The sequence below is a fragment of the Brevundimonas sp. SL130 genome, assembly GCF_026625805.1.
Lineage (GTDB): Bacteria > Pseudomonadota > Alphaproteobacteria > Caulobacterales > Caulobacteraceae > Brevundimonas.
In genome coordinates this window covers 3195394-3210699 of record NZ_CP113064.1, presented here as the reverse complement: position 1 = coordinate 3210699, position 15306 = coordinate 3195394, and the positions used below count along the sequence as shown (strand labels likewise).

The 15306-nt window shown below is 61.1% G+C and carries 10 protein-coding genes and 1 pseudogene; 7 read left to right on the top strand and 4 right to left on the bottom strand.

Annotation, left to right across the window (positions count from 1 at the left end):
• Window positions 1-31 precede the first annotated feature (31 nt).
• The 4 genes from OU998_RS15590 (at window position 32) to OU998_RS15575 (ending at window position 5044) form a co-directional block, all read left to right on the top strand.
• Window positions 32-2104, top strand: coding sequence for a hypothetical protein (locus tag OU998_RS15590; RefSeq protein WP_267514569.1), 2073 nt, complete (start codon window positions 32-34; stop codon window positions 2102-2104).
• Between the two features lie 146 nt (window positions 2105-2250).
• The gene (locus OU998_RS15585; RefSeq protein WP_267514568.1) at window positions 2251-4371 is read left to right on the top strand and encodes an RHS repeat-associated core domain-containing protein; all 2121 of its coding nucleotides are present in this window, start codon (window positions 2251-2253) and stop codon (window positions 4369-4371) included.
• 3 nt (window positions 4372-4374) lie between these two features.
• The gene (locus OU998_RS15580) at window positions 4375-4683 is read left to right on the top strand and encodes a hypothetical protein (protein ID WP_267514567.1); all 309 of its coding nucleotides are present in this window, start codon (window positions 4375-4377) and stop codon (window positions 4681-4683) included.
• A gap of 199 nt (window positions 4684-4882) precedes the next feature.
• On the top strand, window positions 4883-5044 hold the full coding sequence (locus tag OU998_RS15575) for a hypothetical protein (RefSeq protein ID WP_267514566.1): 162 nt from the start codon (window positions 4883-4885) through the stop codon (window positions 5042-5044).
• Between the two features lie 322 nt (window positions 5045-5366).
• Here the strand turns inward: OU998_RS15575 and OU998_RS15570 are convergent.
• From OU998_RS15570 to OU998_RS15555, 4 genes and pseudogenes are all read right to left on the bottom strand, one after another.
• A protein-coding gene (locus OU998_RS15570; protein WP_267514565.1) for an IS630 family transposase occupies window positions 5367-6309 on the bottom strand; the annotation gives its coding sequence in 2 pieces (ribosomal slippage) (window positions 5367-5972 and window positions 5974-6309; 942 coding nt in all).
• Between the two features lie 443 nt (window positions 6310-6752).
• Window positions 6753-7042, bottom strand: a pseudogene (locus tag OU998_RS15565) (integrase core domain-containing protein); the annotation flags it as partial.
• Between the two features lie 93 nt (window positions 7043-7135).
• Window positions 7136-8078, bottom strand: a protein-coding gene (locus OU998_RS15560; RefSeq protein WP_267513427.1) for an IS630 family transposase whose coding sequence is annotated in 2 segments (ribosomal slippage) — window positions 7136-7741 and window positions 7743-8078 — 942 coding nt in all. Because the reading frame shifts where the segments join, the coding sequence is not laid out codon by codon here.
• Between the two features lie 726 nt (window positions 8079-8804).
• Window positions 8805-9419, bottom strand: a complete 615-nt coding sequence (locus OU998_RS15555; protein ID WP_267514564.1) for a TetR/AcrR family transcriptional regulator — start codon at window positions 9417-9419, stop codon at window positions 8805-8807.
• 191 nt (window positions 9420-9610) lie between these two features.
• Here OU998_RS15555 and OU998_RS15550 point away from each other — a divergent pair, with 191 nt between their 5' ends.
• The 3 genes from OU998_RS15550 to OU998_RS15540 are packed head-to-tail and all read left to right on the top strand — an operon-like array spanning window position 9611 to window position 15270.
• The gene (locus OU998_RS15550) at window positions 9611-10684 is read left to right on the top strand and encodes an efflux RND transporter periplasmic adaptor subunit (protein WP_267514563.1); all 1074 of its coding nucleotides are present in this window, start codon (window positions 9611-9613) and stop codon (window positions 10682-10684) included.
• Window positions 10685-10687: 3 nt separating this feature from the next.
• Window positions 10688-13861: an efflux RND transporter permease subunit gene (locus tag OU998_RS15545; RefSeq protein WP_267514562.1), complete on the top strand. Its 3174-nt coding sequence runs from the start codon at window positions 10688-10690 to the stop codon at window positions 13859-13861.
• Window positions 13858-15270 (top strand): efflux transporter outer membrane subunit, encoded by a 1413-nt coding sequence (locus OU998_RS15540; protein WP_267514561.1) that lies wholly within the window; start codon window positions 13858-13860, stop codon window positions 15268-15270. The genes OU998_RS15545 and OU998_RS15540 overlap by 4 nt, the downstream gene beginning before the upstream one ends.
• Window positions 15271-15306: the final 36 nt, after the last annotated feature.

Sequence of the window (15306 nt, the reverse complement as noted above, 5' to 3'; positions counted from 1 at the left end):
ATGACCAAATTCAGGCGGTGTGGAACGAGCTATGAATGTAAAAAAAATATCGCTGACGATTGCCATCAACGTGGTGGCTATCGTTACGTGTGCGCAAGTTGTGGCCCAGGATGTCGCTTCTGCGATAAAGCCGTTACTGCCTGTCACACGTGATGAAAACGGGGTTGATATAGTTTCAGGCTCAATCTTTTTTGAGCATACATTGTCCATGCCTGCGGCAAACGCGGGGAATCCGGTATTTCAGCTCATCTATCGATCGTCTTCCAATATTGAATCCGCTTGGGGGAACAATCTCACGACGTCTGTCGGTTGCTATCTTAACCCAGACGAGTGGGAAATGTACGAGAAACAGTTCGTTTCCGTCGATGGTCAGTCTGAAATTATCGACCTTTCTACTGAGGGGGTCTCTTCAGATGTTCCAATACCTCCGCATCCTCAGCCCGTCCCGGTCGTGAGGCCGATACCGACAGATGCTGGAACGCTTTCACAATCCGCCCTGCCTCCCTATCATCTAGAGTATATCAGAAGAGATGGTATGCGTGCCGTATTTCTAGCGAATTGGAATGCCGATACAGATTGCTATGAAAGCGAGGATGCATATTACATTGTAAGACCAAATGGAGAGCGTCTGACATTCGATTACGATAGCCCTAGTATAATTTATAGGTCGTTTGTCACTGTTACATCAAGTGCGGGCTATCAGTTGAGACTGCGCATTCGTCGCCGCTCACAGGACGAAATGTGTGTCCCGTATGATGCTAAAGGTTGGACGTGCCTATTATCCGCAACTCTTATACGCACGGCTGAAGAAAACTGTCCATTAGTTGCGGAGTGTACTTATGGCCGAGTTTGGCCTTCGCTCCGCGTCGGATATGTTGGAGCTAGCAAGATTATCTTGTCCGACGAAGCGGGCCGCCAAACGACATACACCGTAACTGAAGGAACGGGCGGGCGCCTTAACGGTTGGTTGAGGCGTGTCATTACTGCGGTCAATTATCCAGACGGGCGTGTAAGGACGTTTTCTTACCGCACAGCCCGGTCGCTTCCGGGTGAACCCTTGGGTTCGACGAGCACAATTTCGACGGTGAATGAGGGCGGTGCGCAGTGGTCCTATCTATGGGCGTCGGATTTTCCACCCGAATGGAAAGACACGCTGTGGGGTCTCTATGCCGGTACGAGAACGGTGATTGATCCCACAGGTCGTTCTTGGGCCTATAAAATAGGCTATGGCGGGCGTGCCGACTACGGTATAGGTCGGAATTATTTAGTAAGTGCTAGAGATGACGCTGGCCGAATAACCTCGTATGATTGGTTTGGCTACCACAATCCTGTACTTAAGCGTGTAACATTTCCATCTGGAAAGAGGGTTGAATACACGTACGACGTGCGAAGAAACATTGTTTCTGAAAAGGAATTTTCGACCGACGGCAGCTTTATTGAGTTGAAAGCTGGATTTGACGCGGATTGCGATAATGCTCTAACCTGCAATCAGCCCAATTGGGTTGAGGACAGAAATGGTGGAAGAACCGAATTTACATACGGTGATCTCCATGGTGGTGTTCTAACGGAAAGACAACCCGCCCTGTTAAATGGTGTTAGGCTCGAAACTCGCTACACGTACGATGCCTTGTCTACTAACGATGGAGCGATTTACCGCCTTACTGAAATGTCTAAATGCAGTTCAATAAGTTCCTGTGCTGGAACCGATGATGAAGTCCGGACCCAACGATCTTATTGGGATTCGACGCTGTTAAGCTCGACAGAAACAACCATTGGAGGCGGGCTGACAATAACGCGCGGCTTTGCTTACAACCACCGCGGATTGCCGACGTCTGCCACGGATCCCTCCGGCGCGGTGACACACAATACATATGATCTGGCAGGTCAGCATATTTCATCGATCTCTGAGGACCCGGACGGGGCAGGGCCTTTGCCTAGGGTGGTCCAGCGGTTCGCCTATGACGCCGCCGGGAGGCGTATTCGCGAAGAGATTGGAAGCGGTAATGCGACGGACGGAGCAGACTTCAATCTTGTTCGCGTAAAGCGCACGTTTTACGATCCAGTGACAGGACGCCCAATAAAAATTGAAGAGGTGCTTCCGTGAGAGGGGCTCTCGAAATCGTTTTGGGTGTGGCCTCAGTTGTCGCGGTGTCCACTGTCGTGTCGACCTCTGTGCAAGCGGAGACCGTTCTGACGGTTACACAGTTGAGCTATGATGCCGCAGGAAGGCCGGAATGCACGGCTGTTCGTATGAATTTCGCGGCGTTTGGGAGCCTGCCGACGTCGGCCTGTACGCTGGGCATGGAAGGTAGCCAGGGCCCGGACCGGATCGAACGCAAGTCCTATGACGCCGCGGGTCAGTTGCTTCGTGTTGAGCGCGGTGTTGGTACACCGCTGGAACAGGACTATGCCCGCTACACCTATTCGCCGAACGGCAAGCCGACGAGTGTGACGGACGCCAATGGCAACAAGGCGTCGATGACCTATGACGGCTTTGATCGTCAGAGCGCCTGGTACTTCCCCTCGACCACGACTGCGGGCGAAGTCAGCGCGACGGATTACGAGGCCTATGGCTATGATCCGGCGGGTAATCGCAAATGGGTGAGGAAGCGCGACGGTCGGGTCATCAACTACACCTACGACGCCCTGAACCGGATGACGTCCAAGATCATCCCGGACGGCGGCGGTCTGCCGGCCTCGGCGACGCGGGACGTCTACTACGGCTATGATCTGCGCGGGCTGCAGCTCTACGCCCGCTTCGACAGCGCGACCGGGGAGGGGGTGACCAACAGTTGGGACGGCCTGGGACGGATGACCGCGTCCAGCGTCAATCTGGGCGGGGTGACCCGCACCTTCAACCATCAGTACGATCTGAACGGCGCGCGGACCCGCATCACCCATCCGGACGGTCAGTACGTTAACTACCACCGCGATGGACTGGGGCGGATTGGGTCCACCGACCTGAACAATACGGTCGGTCTGTTCCACGCTCTGTTCGATGCGCTAGGACGCCCTTGGTTGCTCTACCGCGAAAACGGCGGCTATTGGGGCGGGGCCACCAGCTACGACTATGACGGCCTGTCGCGGCTGACGAGCCTGACGCACGATCCGGTGGGGACCGGCTATGACGTCACGACCGGCTTCGGCTACAATCCGGCCAGCCAGGTGACCAGCCGGACGGTGTCGAACGACGCCTACCGCTTCAACGACCACGTCAACGTCACCCGCAACTATGCGGTCAACGGGCTGAACCAATACACCTCGGCAGGGCCGAAGAACTTCATCTATGACGCCAACGGCAACCTGACCTCGGACGGCACGGACAGCTACGTCTATGACGTGGAGAACCGCCTGATCGCCGGCCCCAACGGCACGAGCCTGGTCTGGGATCCGCTGGGGCGGCTGTTCCAGAGCTCCAGCAACGGCAACGCCGTCACCCGCTATCTCTACGACGGCGACAAGCTAACGGCGGAGTATGACGCCTCAGGCAATATGCTGCGCCGCTACGTCCACGCCGACGGCTCCGACACGCCCCTGGTCGAGTTCGAGGGATCGGGCGTCACCGCGCCCCAATACCTCTACGCCGATCACCAGGGCTCGATCACGGCCCGGACCAATGCCTCAGGCACGGTGACCAACGTCAACACCTACGACGAATACGGCATCCCCGGCGCGGGCAACACCGGCCGGTTCCAGTACACCGGCCAGGCCTGGCTGCCGGAGCTGGACATGTACCACTATAAAGCCCGCATCTACTCCCCGACCCTGGGACGGTTCCTACAGACCGATCCCATCGGGTACGAGGATCAGGTCAACCTCTATGCGTACGTCGCAAACGATCCGGTGAACAACACCGACCCCACGGGGATGTGCATCGGTGGGTGGGCTAGAGTTTGCGAGCGGGTCGCGGTACGGCTCGCGCCTCTGGGAGCGCGCCTGTCAAATTTGGCGTCTCGGATCGCCCCTTCTCAAGCCCAACGGGCCACGATTGCTGCTGAGCGTTTGCAAGTGGCGGCCCGTGCGCAGCACCCCGCTTCTCAACTTGCCATTAACGCTGGCCAGCAGGGCAAGCATATCGTGGGTCACAATAATTATGAGGCCGGGCGTAGCATTTTGACGGCACCGGCCCAGAGGATGCTGGACCGTCTCGGAGGGACTGGTCAGCAAGTGGGTCAGATCGAACGAGGCGCTCCTGGGTTTAAAGAGCGCGTGCAAGCCAATGGTGTGATCGGACAGTACGTTGATCCCGCGACAGGTGTTGCCAGCGCTACTGACAGGGCAATAATCGTTTACGGAAATAGTGGAGCGCACATTATACCAGCGCGACCAGTAGAAATATCTCTTCGACTAATTTCCGACGCGAGTTTTTAGGTCATGACCATAGATGAAATCGTCCGATTATCCTTTCTTAGAGCGTTGTATGGGCGAGCTCACTGCGAATTGTTGAGCTGCTCAGCAAGCGTGGGGGAGGGCGCTATTGCTATTCGTGTTGTGCATATGACAGGAAGTCCAGAGATTGATGATGATATCGCATCCATTATCGCGGAAATGATAGCTGATTTCCCTGACTTAAAACTGATAGATGAGATTGTTCCGGTCACAAGTTATTCAGAAGTGACAACTTTAGGCGCCCTCGAAATTGGGCTGTTCTTGCGCCCCGAACCTGCGGTCTCCGCGTTGTGAGGTGGGGATCGAAGGAGTCTACCTGTCGCTTCGCCATCGATTTTAGCGCCCCCAACGACTTGCCCTGAGCTGCCTGTTTTGCGGCCGTGGCGGTCGAGTGCAGGATAGGCTTCGCGCCGGCATTGTCTGACGGCGTGGCAGTGAGGCAGGAACGGCCGGCGCTGAGCGTCGTTGGTGGGGTCGGGTGTAGGGTGATCTGATGATGGACGTGGTGATGTTCGCGCTGGGCGGCCTGACGGGGCTGGTGCTGTGGTGGCTGGTGCTGGGTCCGCTGTTCCACGGCTTCATGCACGGGCTGATGGGGTTGCCGATCCGGTCGGATGCCGTCGCCTCGCGCACGACCGAACATCCCCCCAGGTGATCCGTTCTCGAGGTCGTCCCGGCTGGGCGCCGCGTCGTGGTTCTGGCGATGGTTCGGTGGACGCCTAGAGGGCCGGTTCGCCGGGCGTGGAACCCTTCCGCTTACAGATCAAAATTACAGTGCCCCGGAGGGGGCCGATTGGAGGGATCGTTCCGGAGTGGGAACGATGCACACCTTACGCACACCTGCGGCGGCCCTAAGTCTTTGAATATAAAGTGCAATGTTCGGGCGCAAAATGGATCACTAGTGATCCACCTCGCGTCGCATCATCAATTGTATTGTCGAAACAATGGATTAGGTGGATCACTAGAGCGCGATTCCTTCACACGGAACCATATCCTGAGTTGACGAGGTAGTTCGCACATTCGGCGGGGCTGAAGAGGTTGATGATCTCTTCGGCCTTTCGCCAGGTGGCTTCAATGGTTCTGGGCTGGGCGTTGCGCATGAGGTGTTTGAGCTTGGCGAAGACCTGTTCGATGGGGTTCAGGTCGGGGGAGTAAGGGGGCAGGAAGATCATGTGTGCGCCTTTGGCCCTGACAGCGGCGCGGGCGGCCTTGCCCTTGTGACTGCCGAGGTTGTCGAGGACGACGACGTCGCCAGGCGACAGGGTCGGCGCCAGTATTTTCTCGATGTAGACGAGGAAGATCGCGCCGTTGATCGGACCATCGATAACCCAGGGCGCGTCGATCCGGTCATGGCGCAGGGCGGCGATGAAGGTCAGGGTTTTCCAGTGACCGAAGGGCGAGTGGCCCTTCAAGCGTCGCCCCCTCGGCCCCCAGCCGCGCAAGGGCGCCATGTTGGTCTTGACCCAGGTCTCATCCAGGAACACCAGTCGCGACGGGTCGATCCGCCCCTGATGCGCCTTCCAGCGTGCGCGGCGGCGCGCGACGTCAGGCCGGGCCTGCTCCTCAGGCAGCAGTGTTTTTTTTGAAGCTCAGTCCTTCAGCGTGCACGAACACCCACACCGCTCGCGGGCCGGTCTTGATCCCGCGCGCGGCAAGTTCGGCCGTCAGTCCTCTGAGCGTGAACGGCCCTGAGGCGATGCGGGTGCGCAGCCATTCGGCGCAGTCTCCTGATAGCGTGCGAGGCTTGTGGCCGCCGACCTGGCCCGGCGCCACCGAACCTGTCTCTCCAACTCGCTTCGTCCACTTGGACACGCAAGACGGACTGATCCGAAGCGCCGCCGCGATCTCCCGGTGTGTCTCGCCCTCCGCCTTACGCGCCAACGCTCGCTCACGAAGATCCATCGAATAAGGAGCCGTCATCCGGGCTGGCCTCCCATCCAGCACGAATGTTGAATCAGATCACCGCAAACTTGGGAATCCCGATTCCGTCAGAGCGAGCCATGCTCTAGTGATCCGTTTTTGCAGAGCGTTGCGGTGGCAGATGGTTCGGATGGATCTGTTCTTCAGCTGCTGAAACGGCTCCGCCAGAGGCGCGGCTGAAGCCGTCCCCGGAGGCAGTCGCTGCGATGTCTCCCGTCGCCGCCGCCGTCGATCGGCGGGGTGGCGACGGGGGTAGCCGGCGTGTTGAGCCAGCACCGTGTCGAGCATCTGAGAAACGAACTTCTGCTGCGACTTCGGCAGTTGGCCGATGGCCTCAACCTGCTGCTGAAGGCGGGAGCTGGGTCCGCGCTTGCCGGGCTGATCCTCCCCCGAGAAAGTGGACGGGGTTATGCCGCTCTGCGTTCGGCCTCGGCGGGGCTGATCTAGCCCAGTGCTGAGTGCAGGCGACGGGGATTGTAGAAGCTTCGATTTATCCGAACAGGTCTCGCCACGCTTGGTCTCGGGTGGCGTAGACGTGGTGATGGACACGCTCGGTTTTGAGGGTGTGGAAGAAGCTCTCCATAGGCGCATTGTCCCATCAGTCGCCCCTGCGGCTCATCGACGGGGTGATGCCGGATCGGGCCAGGGCTGATCGATAGGCTTCGGCGGCATACTGGATCTCGCGATCCGAATGATGGATCAGGCCAAGCGCGGGGCGCTGGCGTTCGACGGCCCCCTACGAGGACTGGATACCAAGCGCCGCCAAGGCGCTGAAGGGCGCGCGCTTCTTCTTTCAATTAAGTACGTCGCCTAGAGCGTGCTTCCTTCACACGGAACCGTATCCTGAGTTGACGAGGTAGTTCGCACATTCGGCGGGGCTGAAGAGATTGATGATCTCTCCGGCCTTTCGCCATGTGGCTTCAAAGGTTCTGGGCTGGGCGTTGCGCATGAGGTGTTTGAGCTTGGCGAAGACCTGTTCGATGGGGTTCAGGTCGGGGGAGTAAGGGGGCAGGAAGATCATGTGTGCGCCTTTGGCCCTGACAGCGGCGCGGGCGGCCTTGCCCTTGTGACTGCCGAGGTTGTCGAGGACGACGACGTCGCCAGGCGACAAGGTCGGCGCCAGTATTTTCTCGATGTAGACGAGGAAGATCGCGCCGTTGATCGGACCATCGATAACCCAGGGCGCGTCGATCCGGTCATGGCGCAGGGCGGCGATGAAGGTCAGGGTTTTCCAGTGACCGAAGGGCGAGTGGCCCTTCAAGCGTCGCCCCCTCGGCCCCCAGCCGCGCAAGGGCGCCATGTTGGTCTTGACCCAGGTCTCATCCAGGAACACCAGTCGCGACGGGTCGATCCGCCCCTGATGCGCCTTCCAGCGTGCGCGGCGGCGCGCGACGTCAGGCCGGGCCTGCTCCTCAGGCAGCAGTGTTTTTTTTGAAGCTCAGTCCTTCAGCGTGCACGAACACCCACACCGCTCGAGGGCCGGTCTTGATCCCGCGCGCGGCAAGTTCGGCCGTCAGCCCTCTGAGCGTGAACGGCCCTGAGGCGATGCGGGTGCGCAGCCATTCGGCGCAGTCTCCTGATAGCGTGCGAGGCTTGTGGCCGCCGACCTGGCCCGGCGCCACCGAACCTGTCTCTCCAACTCGCTTCGTCCACTTGGACACGCAAGACGGACTGATCCGAAGCGCCGCCGCGATCTCCCGGTGTGTCTCGCCCTCCGCCTTACGCGCCAACGCTCGCTCACGAAGATCCATCGAATAAGGAGCCGTCATCCGGGCTGGCCTCCCATCCAGCACGAATGTTGAATCAGATCACCGCAAACTTGGGAATCCCGATTCCGTCAAAGCGAGCCATGCTCTAACTGACCTCGGCGCAGCTACAAATCTCCGCCACGGAACACCGTCATCGCCCCTGCTTCGAAATGAACGCCTTCTGGGCCGAAAATCGCGATGTCTTCATAGTCTTCCGCTCCTTCCCAGCGCGGGAAATCTCCCCAGAAAACTCGAACGTCCAGTGATCCAGTTTCCAGGGAGCAGACCAATCCGACCTATTTATCCATTTCGTGAGAATGAAAGCAGAATGGGGCGGGAACTTCAGTGTGCAAATTTTGCACATAACATCGCACAAGTGCTTGAAAAATAACCCGGATTTAGCCAGTCCATCATCGGCGCCACGGCCAGTCTACGCGCTTGATTTTTAGACATTTTTCAGTATTTTCAGGCGGTTGGTAGACGATGCTCGCCCCTCGACGACATCTCACGGCGCCCTTTTGCACCCAAATCGTGGCCTCCGTCAGACCCCAGCTACACCTTACGTATGCGACGGCCTTTCTGACATCCGTCCGCGACCTCGGCTCCAGATGACGGTCGTGGAAGCGCCGCCGAGCCGGAAGGGGACGTGCAAATCTACAGCGTGCCCCCGATCAAACTTTTCAGGGCGGTCCAACGCTGCCGCTCGGTCGGGCGTCGCAGCGGCCAAAGGCGCGGAAGGCTTTGAGCCTATTCATGGCGCATGAGACGTTCAAGCTCGCCGAAGATCAGGTCCATCGCGGGGCGAAGGATGCCGGTGGAGTCATGGCCGGGCTGCGCCGCCTTTTGGATCATCAAGCCCAAGTTCAGGGCGAACATGATTTTCACGATACGTAGGCGCACGATGGGATCGATCCGCCCGTTGGTTACGGCGTTCAAGGTGGAGTCGAGGCTCGTCAGGAGCCGGGATTCCAAGTCGACCAGGATCTGGGCCACGCGCGGATTTCGTCCGGCCTCGGCTGCAATCTCGGTCATCATCCGACACTGGTCCACCCGGGGCTGATGATCGACATAGTCGTCGATCCAAGTCCGCAGGGCCTCAGGACTGCCGGCCCTGGAGTCGTCGAAGAGTCTGACATCGGACAGCAATAGGGAGATGTCCTCTTCGCATATGGCCGCGATGATGTCGTCCTTGCTGCCGAAGTCCCGATAGATCTGTCCCATCTTGACGCCGGACGCTGCAGCCAGCTCCGCCATGCCGGTTTGATGGAATCCTTGTTTCGAGAACAGGGCGCGTGCGGCGTCGATCAGCGCCTGACGCCGCGCACCTGCTCGCGCTTCTCTCACCTTAGCCACTGAAGCCATAAAGTACATATCCTCACTTGACAGGCCCCATAGCCTAAGACTAGGACCGGCACAACAGTGAGTGAACGTTCGTTCACATATGGTTTGCAAGAGGTTAACGGATGAAAGTTGTCGCCCCGGCGATTGGTCTGGCGTTGCTCCTCGCGAGCTGTTCGTCACAGCCTCAGCAACCGGCCGCTGGCCCCCCGCAGGTGTCGGTCGTTACGATCAAGACCAGCGCCGTCACCCTGTCGACGGAACTGCCGGGCCGCATCAGCGCGGCTGAGACCTCTGACGTTCGGCCGCAAGTGAATGGCATCGTCACGGCCCGCCTGTTTGAGGAGGGCGACTTTGTCCGGGTGGGCCAAGCCCTGTATCGTATCGACGCCGCGCCTTATGAGGCCCAGGTGGCGAGCGCCCAGGCGAGCCTGGCGAAGGCGCGGGCGGCCGTGGCCTCGACTGCGGGTCTGGCGCGCCGTTATCAGGAACTGGCCAAGATCAACGGCATCTCGCAGCAAGAGCTTGAGGACGCTGTGACCAGCGCTCAGCAGGCGGAGGCGGATGTTCAGGCCCAGGCGGCTGCGCTTCGCACGGCTCAGATCGATCTGGCGCGGACGACGGTGCGAGCGCCCATATCGGGCCGCATCGGACGGTCCAGCTTCACGGTCGGCGCCCTCGTCACCGCCTCTCAGTCATCTCCGCTCGCCACGATCCAGCGGATCGACCGCGTCTATGTCGATATTCCCCAATCCAGCAGCGATCTGCTGAGATTGCGCCAACAGATCGCGTCCGGCGCACTGACCCGAGACGCCAATGGCGCCCGGGTCAAGCTGATGCTGGAAGACGGCTCGACCTATGCGCAGGACGGGACGCTTCAGTTTGCGGATGTCACAGTGGACGCCGACACCGGCAGCCAGAACATTCGCGCCATCTTCAACAACCCGGACGGCCTGCTGCTTCCCGGCATGTTCGCCCGCGCTGTCCTGGTGCAAGGGTCTGCCTCCAACGCCATTCTCGCCCCGCAACGGGCTGTGAGCCGTGACGCCAAAGGCGGCGCTTCGGTCATGGTGGTCGGCGCTGACGGCAAGCTGCAACCCCGCCCCATCACGACGAGCCAAACCGTCGGGCAGGACTGGCTGGTGACGTCCGGTCTGCAGCCTGGTGATCGTGTCGTCGTCGAAGGCGCGCAGAACCTGATGCCCGGTACGCCGGTTAAGGCGTCGCCCTATCAGCCGGGCGGCGCAGCGACCTCGGCCAAGCCGCAATCCCCGGCTCAGGCGCACTGACCCATGGCCCGCTTCTTCATTGATCGGCCCATCTTCGCATGGGTGCTCGCCATCGGTCTGATGTTGGCTGGGGTGCTGGCGATCCGCTCCCTGCCCATCGCCCAGTTTCCGACCATCGCTCCGCCGGCCGTCAGCATCACGGCCAGCTACCCTGGCGCTGACGCCGAAACCCTGGAGCGCACGACGACCCAGGTGATCGAGCAGCAGCTGAAGGGGATCGACAACCTCCGCTACTTCTCGTCGTCTTCGTCATCGGCCGGCACGGCGACCATCACCCTGACGTTCGAACAGGGCACGGACCCCGACATTGCGCAGGTCCAGGTCCAGAACAAGCTTCAGGCCGCGACCTCGCAACTGCCCACCGAGGTGCAGCGACTGGGTGTCACCGTCGCCAAGTCATCGAGCAATTTTCTTCTGATCACCGCCCTCTATTCTGAGGATGGAACTCAGAGCCAAGTCGACCTGTCGGACATGGTCGTCTCGAAATTCCAGGATCCCATCAGCCGCGTCAACGGCGTGGGCGAAATCCAGGTGTTCGGTTCGCAGTACGCGATGCGGATCTGGCTCGATCCGCTGAAGATGTCCGGATTCGGCGTCACGGCTGCCGATGTCACCAGCGCCGTTGAGGCTCAGAACGCCCAGGTTTCGGCAGGTCAGATCGGCGCCCTGCCGGCGCCGGAAGACCAGATGCTGAACGCGACTGTGTCAGTTCAATCCCGTCTTCAGACGCCTGCGGATTTCGGCGCGATCCGCGTCAAGACCAGCACTGACGGTGCTGTGGTTCGTTTGCGTGATGTGGCCCGCGTCGAAATGGGCGCAGAATCCTATGGGTTCCGCACCCTGTACAACGGCAAGCCCGCCGGTGGTTTCGGCGTCAAGCTGGCGCCTGGGGCGAACGCTCTGGACACAGTCACGGCGGTGCAGGCCGAAGTGGCCCGCATTGCCCAGACGCTCCCGGCCGGGGTGAAGGTCATCTATCCCTATGACACCACGCCCTTCGTCCGGCTCTCGGTCGAACAGGTTATCCATACGCTGATCGAGGCTGTGGTTCTGGTCTTCGTCGTCATGTTCCTGTTCCTGCAGAACTGGCGTGCGACCCTGATCCCGACCATCGCCGTTCCCGTGGTGCTCCTTGGCACCTTCGCGGTGATGAGTCTGTTCGGCTATTCCATCAATACCCTGACGTTGTTCGGCATGGTCCTGGCCATCGGCCTGCTGGTCGATGACGCCATCGTTGTGGTCGAGAACGTCGAACGTCTGATCCAGACTGAAGGGCTTTCGCCCAAGGAGGCCGCCCGCAAGTCGATGGACGAGATCACCAGCGCCCTGGTCGGCATCGCCCTGGTGCTGTCGGCGGTCTTCCTGCCCATGGCCTTCTTCGGCGGATCGACGGGCGTCATCTATCGCCAGTTCTCGATCACCATCGTCACGGCCATGGTCCTGTCGGTTCTGGTCGCCGTGATCCTGACCCCGGCCCTGTGCGCCACCATCCTGAAACCGCATGATGCGTCCAAGAGCCATGGGACCGGACCGTTGGGCCGCTTCTTCGCCTGGTTCAACGACAGCTTCGACCGGGCGACCGTCAGCTACGAAGGCGGGGTCCGCAAGACCGCGCGTAGCTGGAAACGCTCGGGCCTGGTCTATCTCCTGATCTGCGGCGTGATGGCCTTCGTCTTCATGCGCCTTCCGGCCGGCTTCCTGCCCGAAGAGGACCAGGGGATGATGATCGCCATGGTTCAGGGACCGTCCGGCGCGACGCTCAACCGCACCGACAAGGCTCTGGACGTCGTCCGCGATCACTTCCTCAAAGAGGAGACCGCCAACGTCGAGGGCGTCTTCACCATCAGCGGCTTCTCTTTCGCCGGTCAGGGTCAGAACGCCGGCCTCGCCTTCGTTCGCCTCAAGGACTGGGAGGAGCGCAAAGGGTCAGCCAACAAGGCTCAGGCGGTCGCCGGCCGGGCCATGGGCGCCTTCTCGCAATATCGCGACGCCATGATCTTCGCTCTGGTGCCGCCGGCCGTGTCCGAGCTTGGCAACGCCACCGGCTTCGACATGTGGCTGGTCGACCGCACCGGCGCCGGGCATGAAAGCCTGCTGCAGACGCGGAACATGATGCTGGGCATGGCGGCCCAGGATTCCAGCCTGGCCCAGGTGCGTCCTCTGTCGCTGGACGACGCCGCCCAGCTGAAGATCAACATCGACCAGGACCGGCTCGCCTCCATGGGGCTGGATCTCGCCACCGTGAACAGCACCGTGTCCACGGTTTGGGGTGGAACCTATATCAACGACTTCATCGACCGTGGCCGGGTTAAGAAGGTCTACGTCCAGGCTGATCAGCCTTATCGTCAGAAGCCCGAGTCCCTGAGCGACTTCTACGTTCGCGGCGCTTCGGGAGAATTGGCGCCCTTCACGGCCTTCTCCACCCAGTCGTGGGCGCAGGCGCCGGTCCAACTGACTCGCTACAACGGCGAGCCCGCGATGCAGATCCAGGGCGGACCGGCCGCAGGCGTCAGTTCGGGAGCGGCCATGGCCGCCATGGAGGCGATCCATGCCAAGACGCCTCCCGGCACCGGGTTGGAATGGACCGGCCTGTCGTATGAGGAGCAGATGTCGAGCGGTCAGGCGCCGGCTCTATACGCCCTGTCGCTTCTGATCGTCTTCCTGTGCCTCGCGGCCCTCTATGAGAGCTGGACCGTGCCTGTAGCGGTTCTGCTGGTGGTGCCCCTGGGTGTTCTCGGGGCGGTTCTGGCGGCGCAACTCACGGGTCTTCAGAACGACATCTATTTCCAGGTCGGCATCATCACCACGATCGGTCTGGCGGCCAAGAACGCCATCCTGATTGTCGAGTTCGCCGAGGAACGGGTGCGTCGAGGCATGGGCGCCATGGAGGCGGCGGCAGAAGCGTCGCGTCTGCGGCTGCGGCCAATCCTGATGACCAGTCTGGCCTTCATCTTCGGCGTCCTGCCGCTGGCCATTTCGACCGGCGCTGGGGCAGGCGGGCAGAACGCGATCGGCCGGTCCGTCATCGGCGGGATGCTCAGCGCCACCATCCTGGCCATCTTCTTCGTGCCGATGTTCTTCGTCGTCGTGACCAATCTGTTCAAGTCACGCAAGTCGGCGTCACCCCCCAGTTCATCCTTTCAGAGCGGCGAAGCCGCCGAGAGCGCCAAACCATGATCAAGCCGATCTCAATACTGTTGGCCGGCGCGACGCTGCTGTCGGGATGCAATCTCGCGCCCGCCTTCGTCCAGCCGACGGGCGTCGTTCCGGCGGCGCTTCCGCAAGGCGGCGTCTATCCGGACGCCGTCGCCAGCCCCATCGTCGTCGCTGACCTCGGTTGGCAGGACTTCTTCACCGACGCCCGTCTTCGGAGCGTGATCGCGCAGGGACTCGACAATAATCGCGACCTGCGGGTGGCGGCGGCGAACGTCGTCGCCGCGCGGGCCCAGTACAGGGTCACCCGCGCCGATCGGCTGCCGACCGCTTCGCTCAGTGGTTCGGCGACCTATACGGACAATGCGTCCCAGGTCGCCGCGGCCGGCTCCGCCGTCGGCTCGGAGGTGGAATCCTACTCCGCCGACCTGGGCGTCTCGGCCTTCGAAATCGATCTGTTCGGGCGTGTTCGGAACCAGAGCGAGGCCGCGTTGCAGCAGTATTTCGCAACGGAGGAGGGCCAACGTTCGACCCGTATCAGCCTGATCGCAGAAATCGCCACCGCCTGGCTGACGCTCGCGGGGGATCAGGACCAACTGCGACTGTCGCGCCAGACCCTCGCCAGCTACCAGGAGACCCTGTCCCTGACCCAGGCGCAGTTCCGGCTGGGAACCGCGTCCGAGCTTGAGGCTCGCCAGGCGGACGTCCAGTATCAGGCGGCGCGCAATGATGTCGCGGTGCTGGAAACCACTGTCGCCCGGGACCGCAATGCGCTGGACCTGCTGGTGGGGGCACCGGTCGCGGCGGAATTCCTGCCCCAGGGCTTGAGCGAGGTCGGCGCGACCCTTGCTGAACTGCCGACGGGGGTGTCATCCGAGGTTCTGTTGACGCGTCCGGACGTCCTCCAGGCCGAGCGTAAACTGCGGGCGGAAAACGCCGACATCGGCGCCGCTCGCGCGGCCTTGTTCCCGACCATATCGCTGACCGCCTCCTACGGCAGCGCCAGTTCGGCCCTGTCCGATCTCTTCACAGACGGCAGCTACTCGCACACGATCACGCCGGCTCTCAGCTTGCCGATCTTCGATGCGGGACGACGGATGGGCAATGTCCGTTTGGCGCAAGCCAACGCCGACGCGGCCGTCGCAACCTATGAGAAGGCCATCCAGACTGCCTTCAGCGAGGTCGCGGACGCCTTGGCGCAACGCGGCACGATCAATGAGCAGGTGTCGGCTCAGACGGCGCGGGCGGGATCGGCGCGCGCGGCGGCGACCATATCGGAGGCCCGCTATCGGGTCGGCGTTTCTTCGTTCCTGGTCGCCCTGGACGCGCAGCGCACCGCCTACAGCGCGGACCAACAACTGCTGACCACACGTCTCAGCCGCGAAACCAATCTGGTCGAGCTTTACCGCACCTTGGGCGGAGGGCTTCGGTGATTGACGCCGGGGACGTCGCCCGTGCCGTGATCGCAT

Excerpts from the sequence above, each read along its gene's own strand:
- OU998_RS15585 (WP_267514568.1), top strand. The coding sequence starts at position 2,251 with ATGAATTTCGCGGCGTTTGGGAGCCTGCCGACGTCGGCCTGTACGCTG.
- OU998_RS15540 (WP_267514561.1), top strand. The coding sequence starts at position 13,858 with ATGATCAAGCCGATCTCAATACTGTTGGCCGGCGCGACGCTGCTGTCG.
- OU998_RS15545 (WP_267514562.1), top strand. The coding sequence starts at position 10,688 with ATGGCCCGCTTCTTCATTGATCGGCCCATCTTCGCATGGGTGCTCGCC.
- OU998_RS15575 (WP_267514566.1), top strand. The coding sequence starts at position 4,883 with ATGATGGACGTGGTGATGTTCGCGCTGGGCGGCCTGACGGGGCTGGTG.
- OU998_RS15590 (WP_267514569.1), top strand. The coding sequence starts at position 32 with ATGAATGTAAAAAAAATATCGCTGACGATTGCCATCAACGTGGTGGCT.
- OU998_RS15555 (WP_267514564.1), bottom strand. The coding sequence starts at position 9,419 with ATGGCTTCAGTGGCTAAGGTGAGAGAAGCGCGAGCAGGTGCGCGGCGT.
- OU998_RS15580 (WP_267514567.1), top strand. The coding sequence starts at position 4,375 with ATGACCATAGATGAAATCGTCCGATTATCCTTTCTTAGAGCGTTGTAT.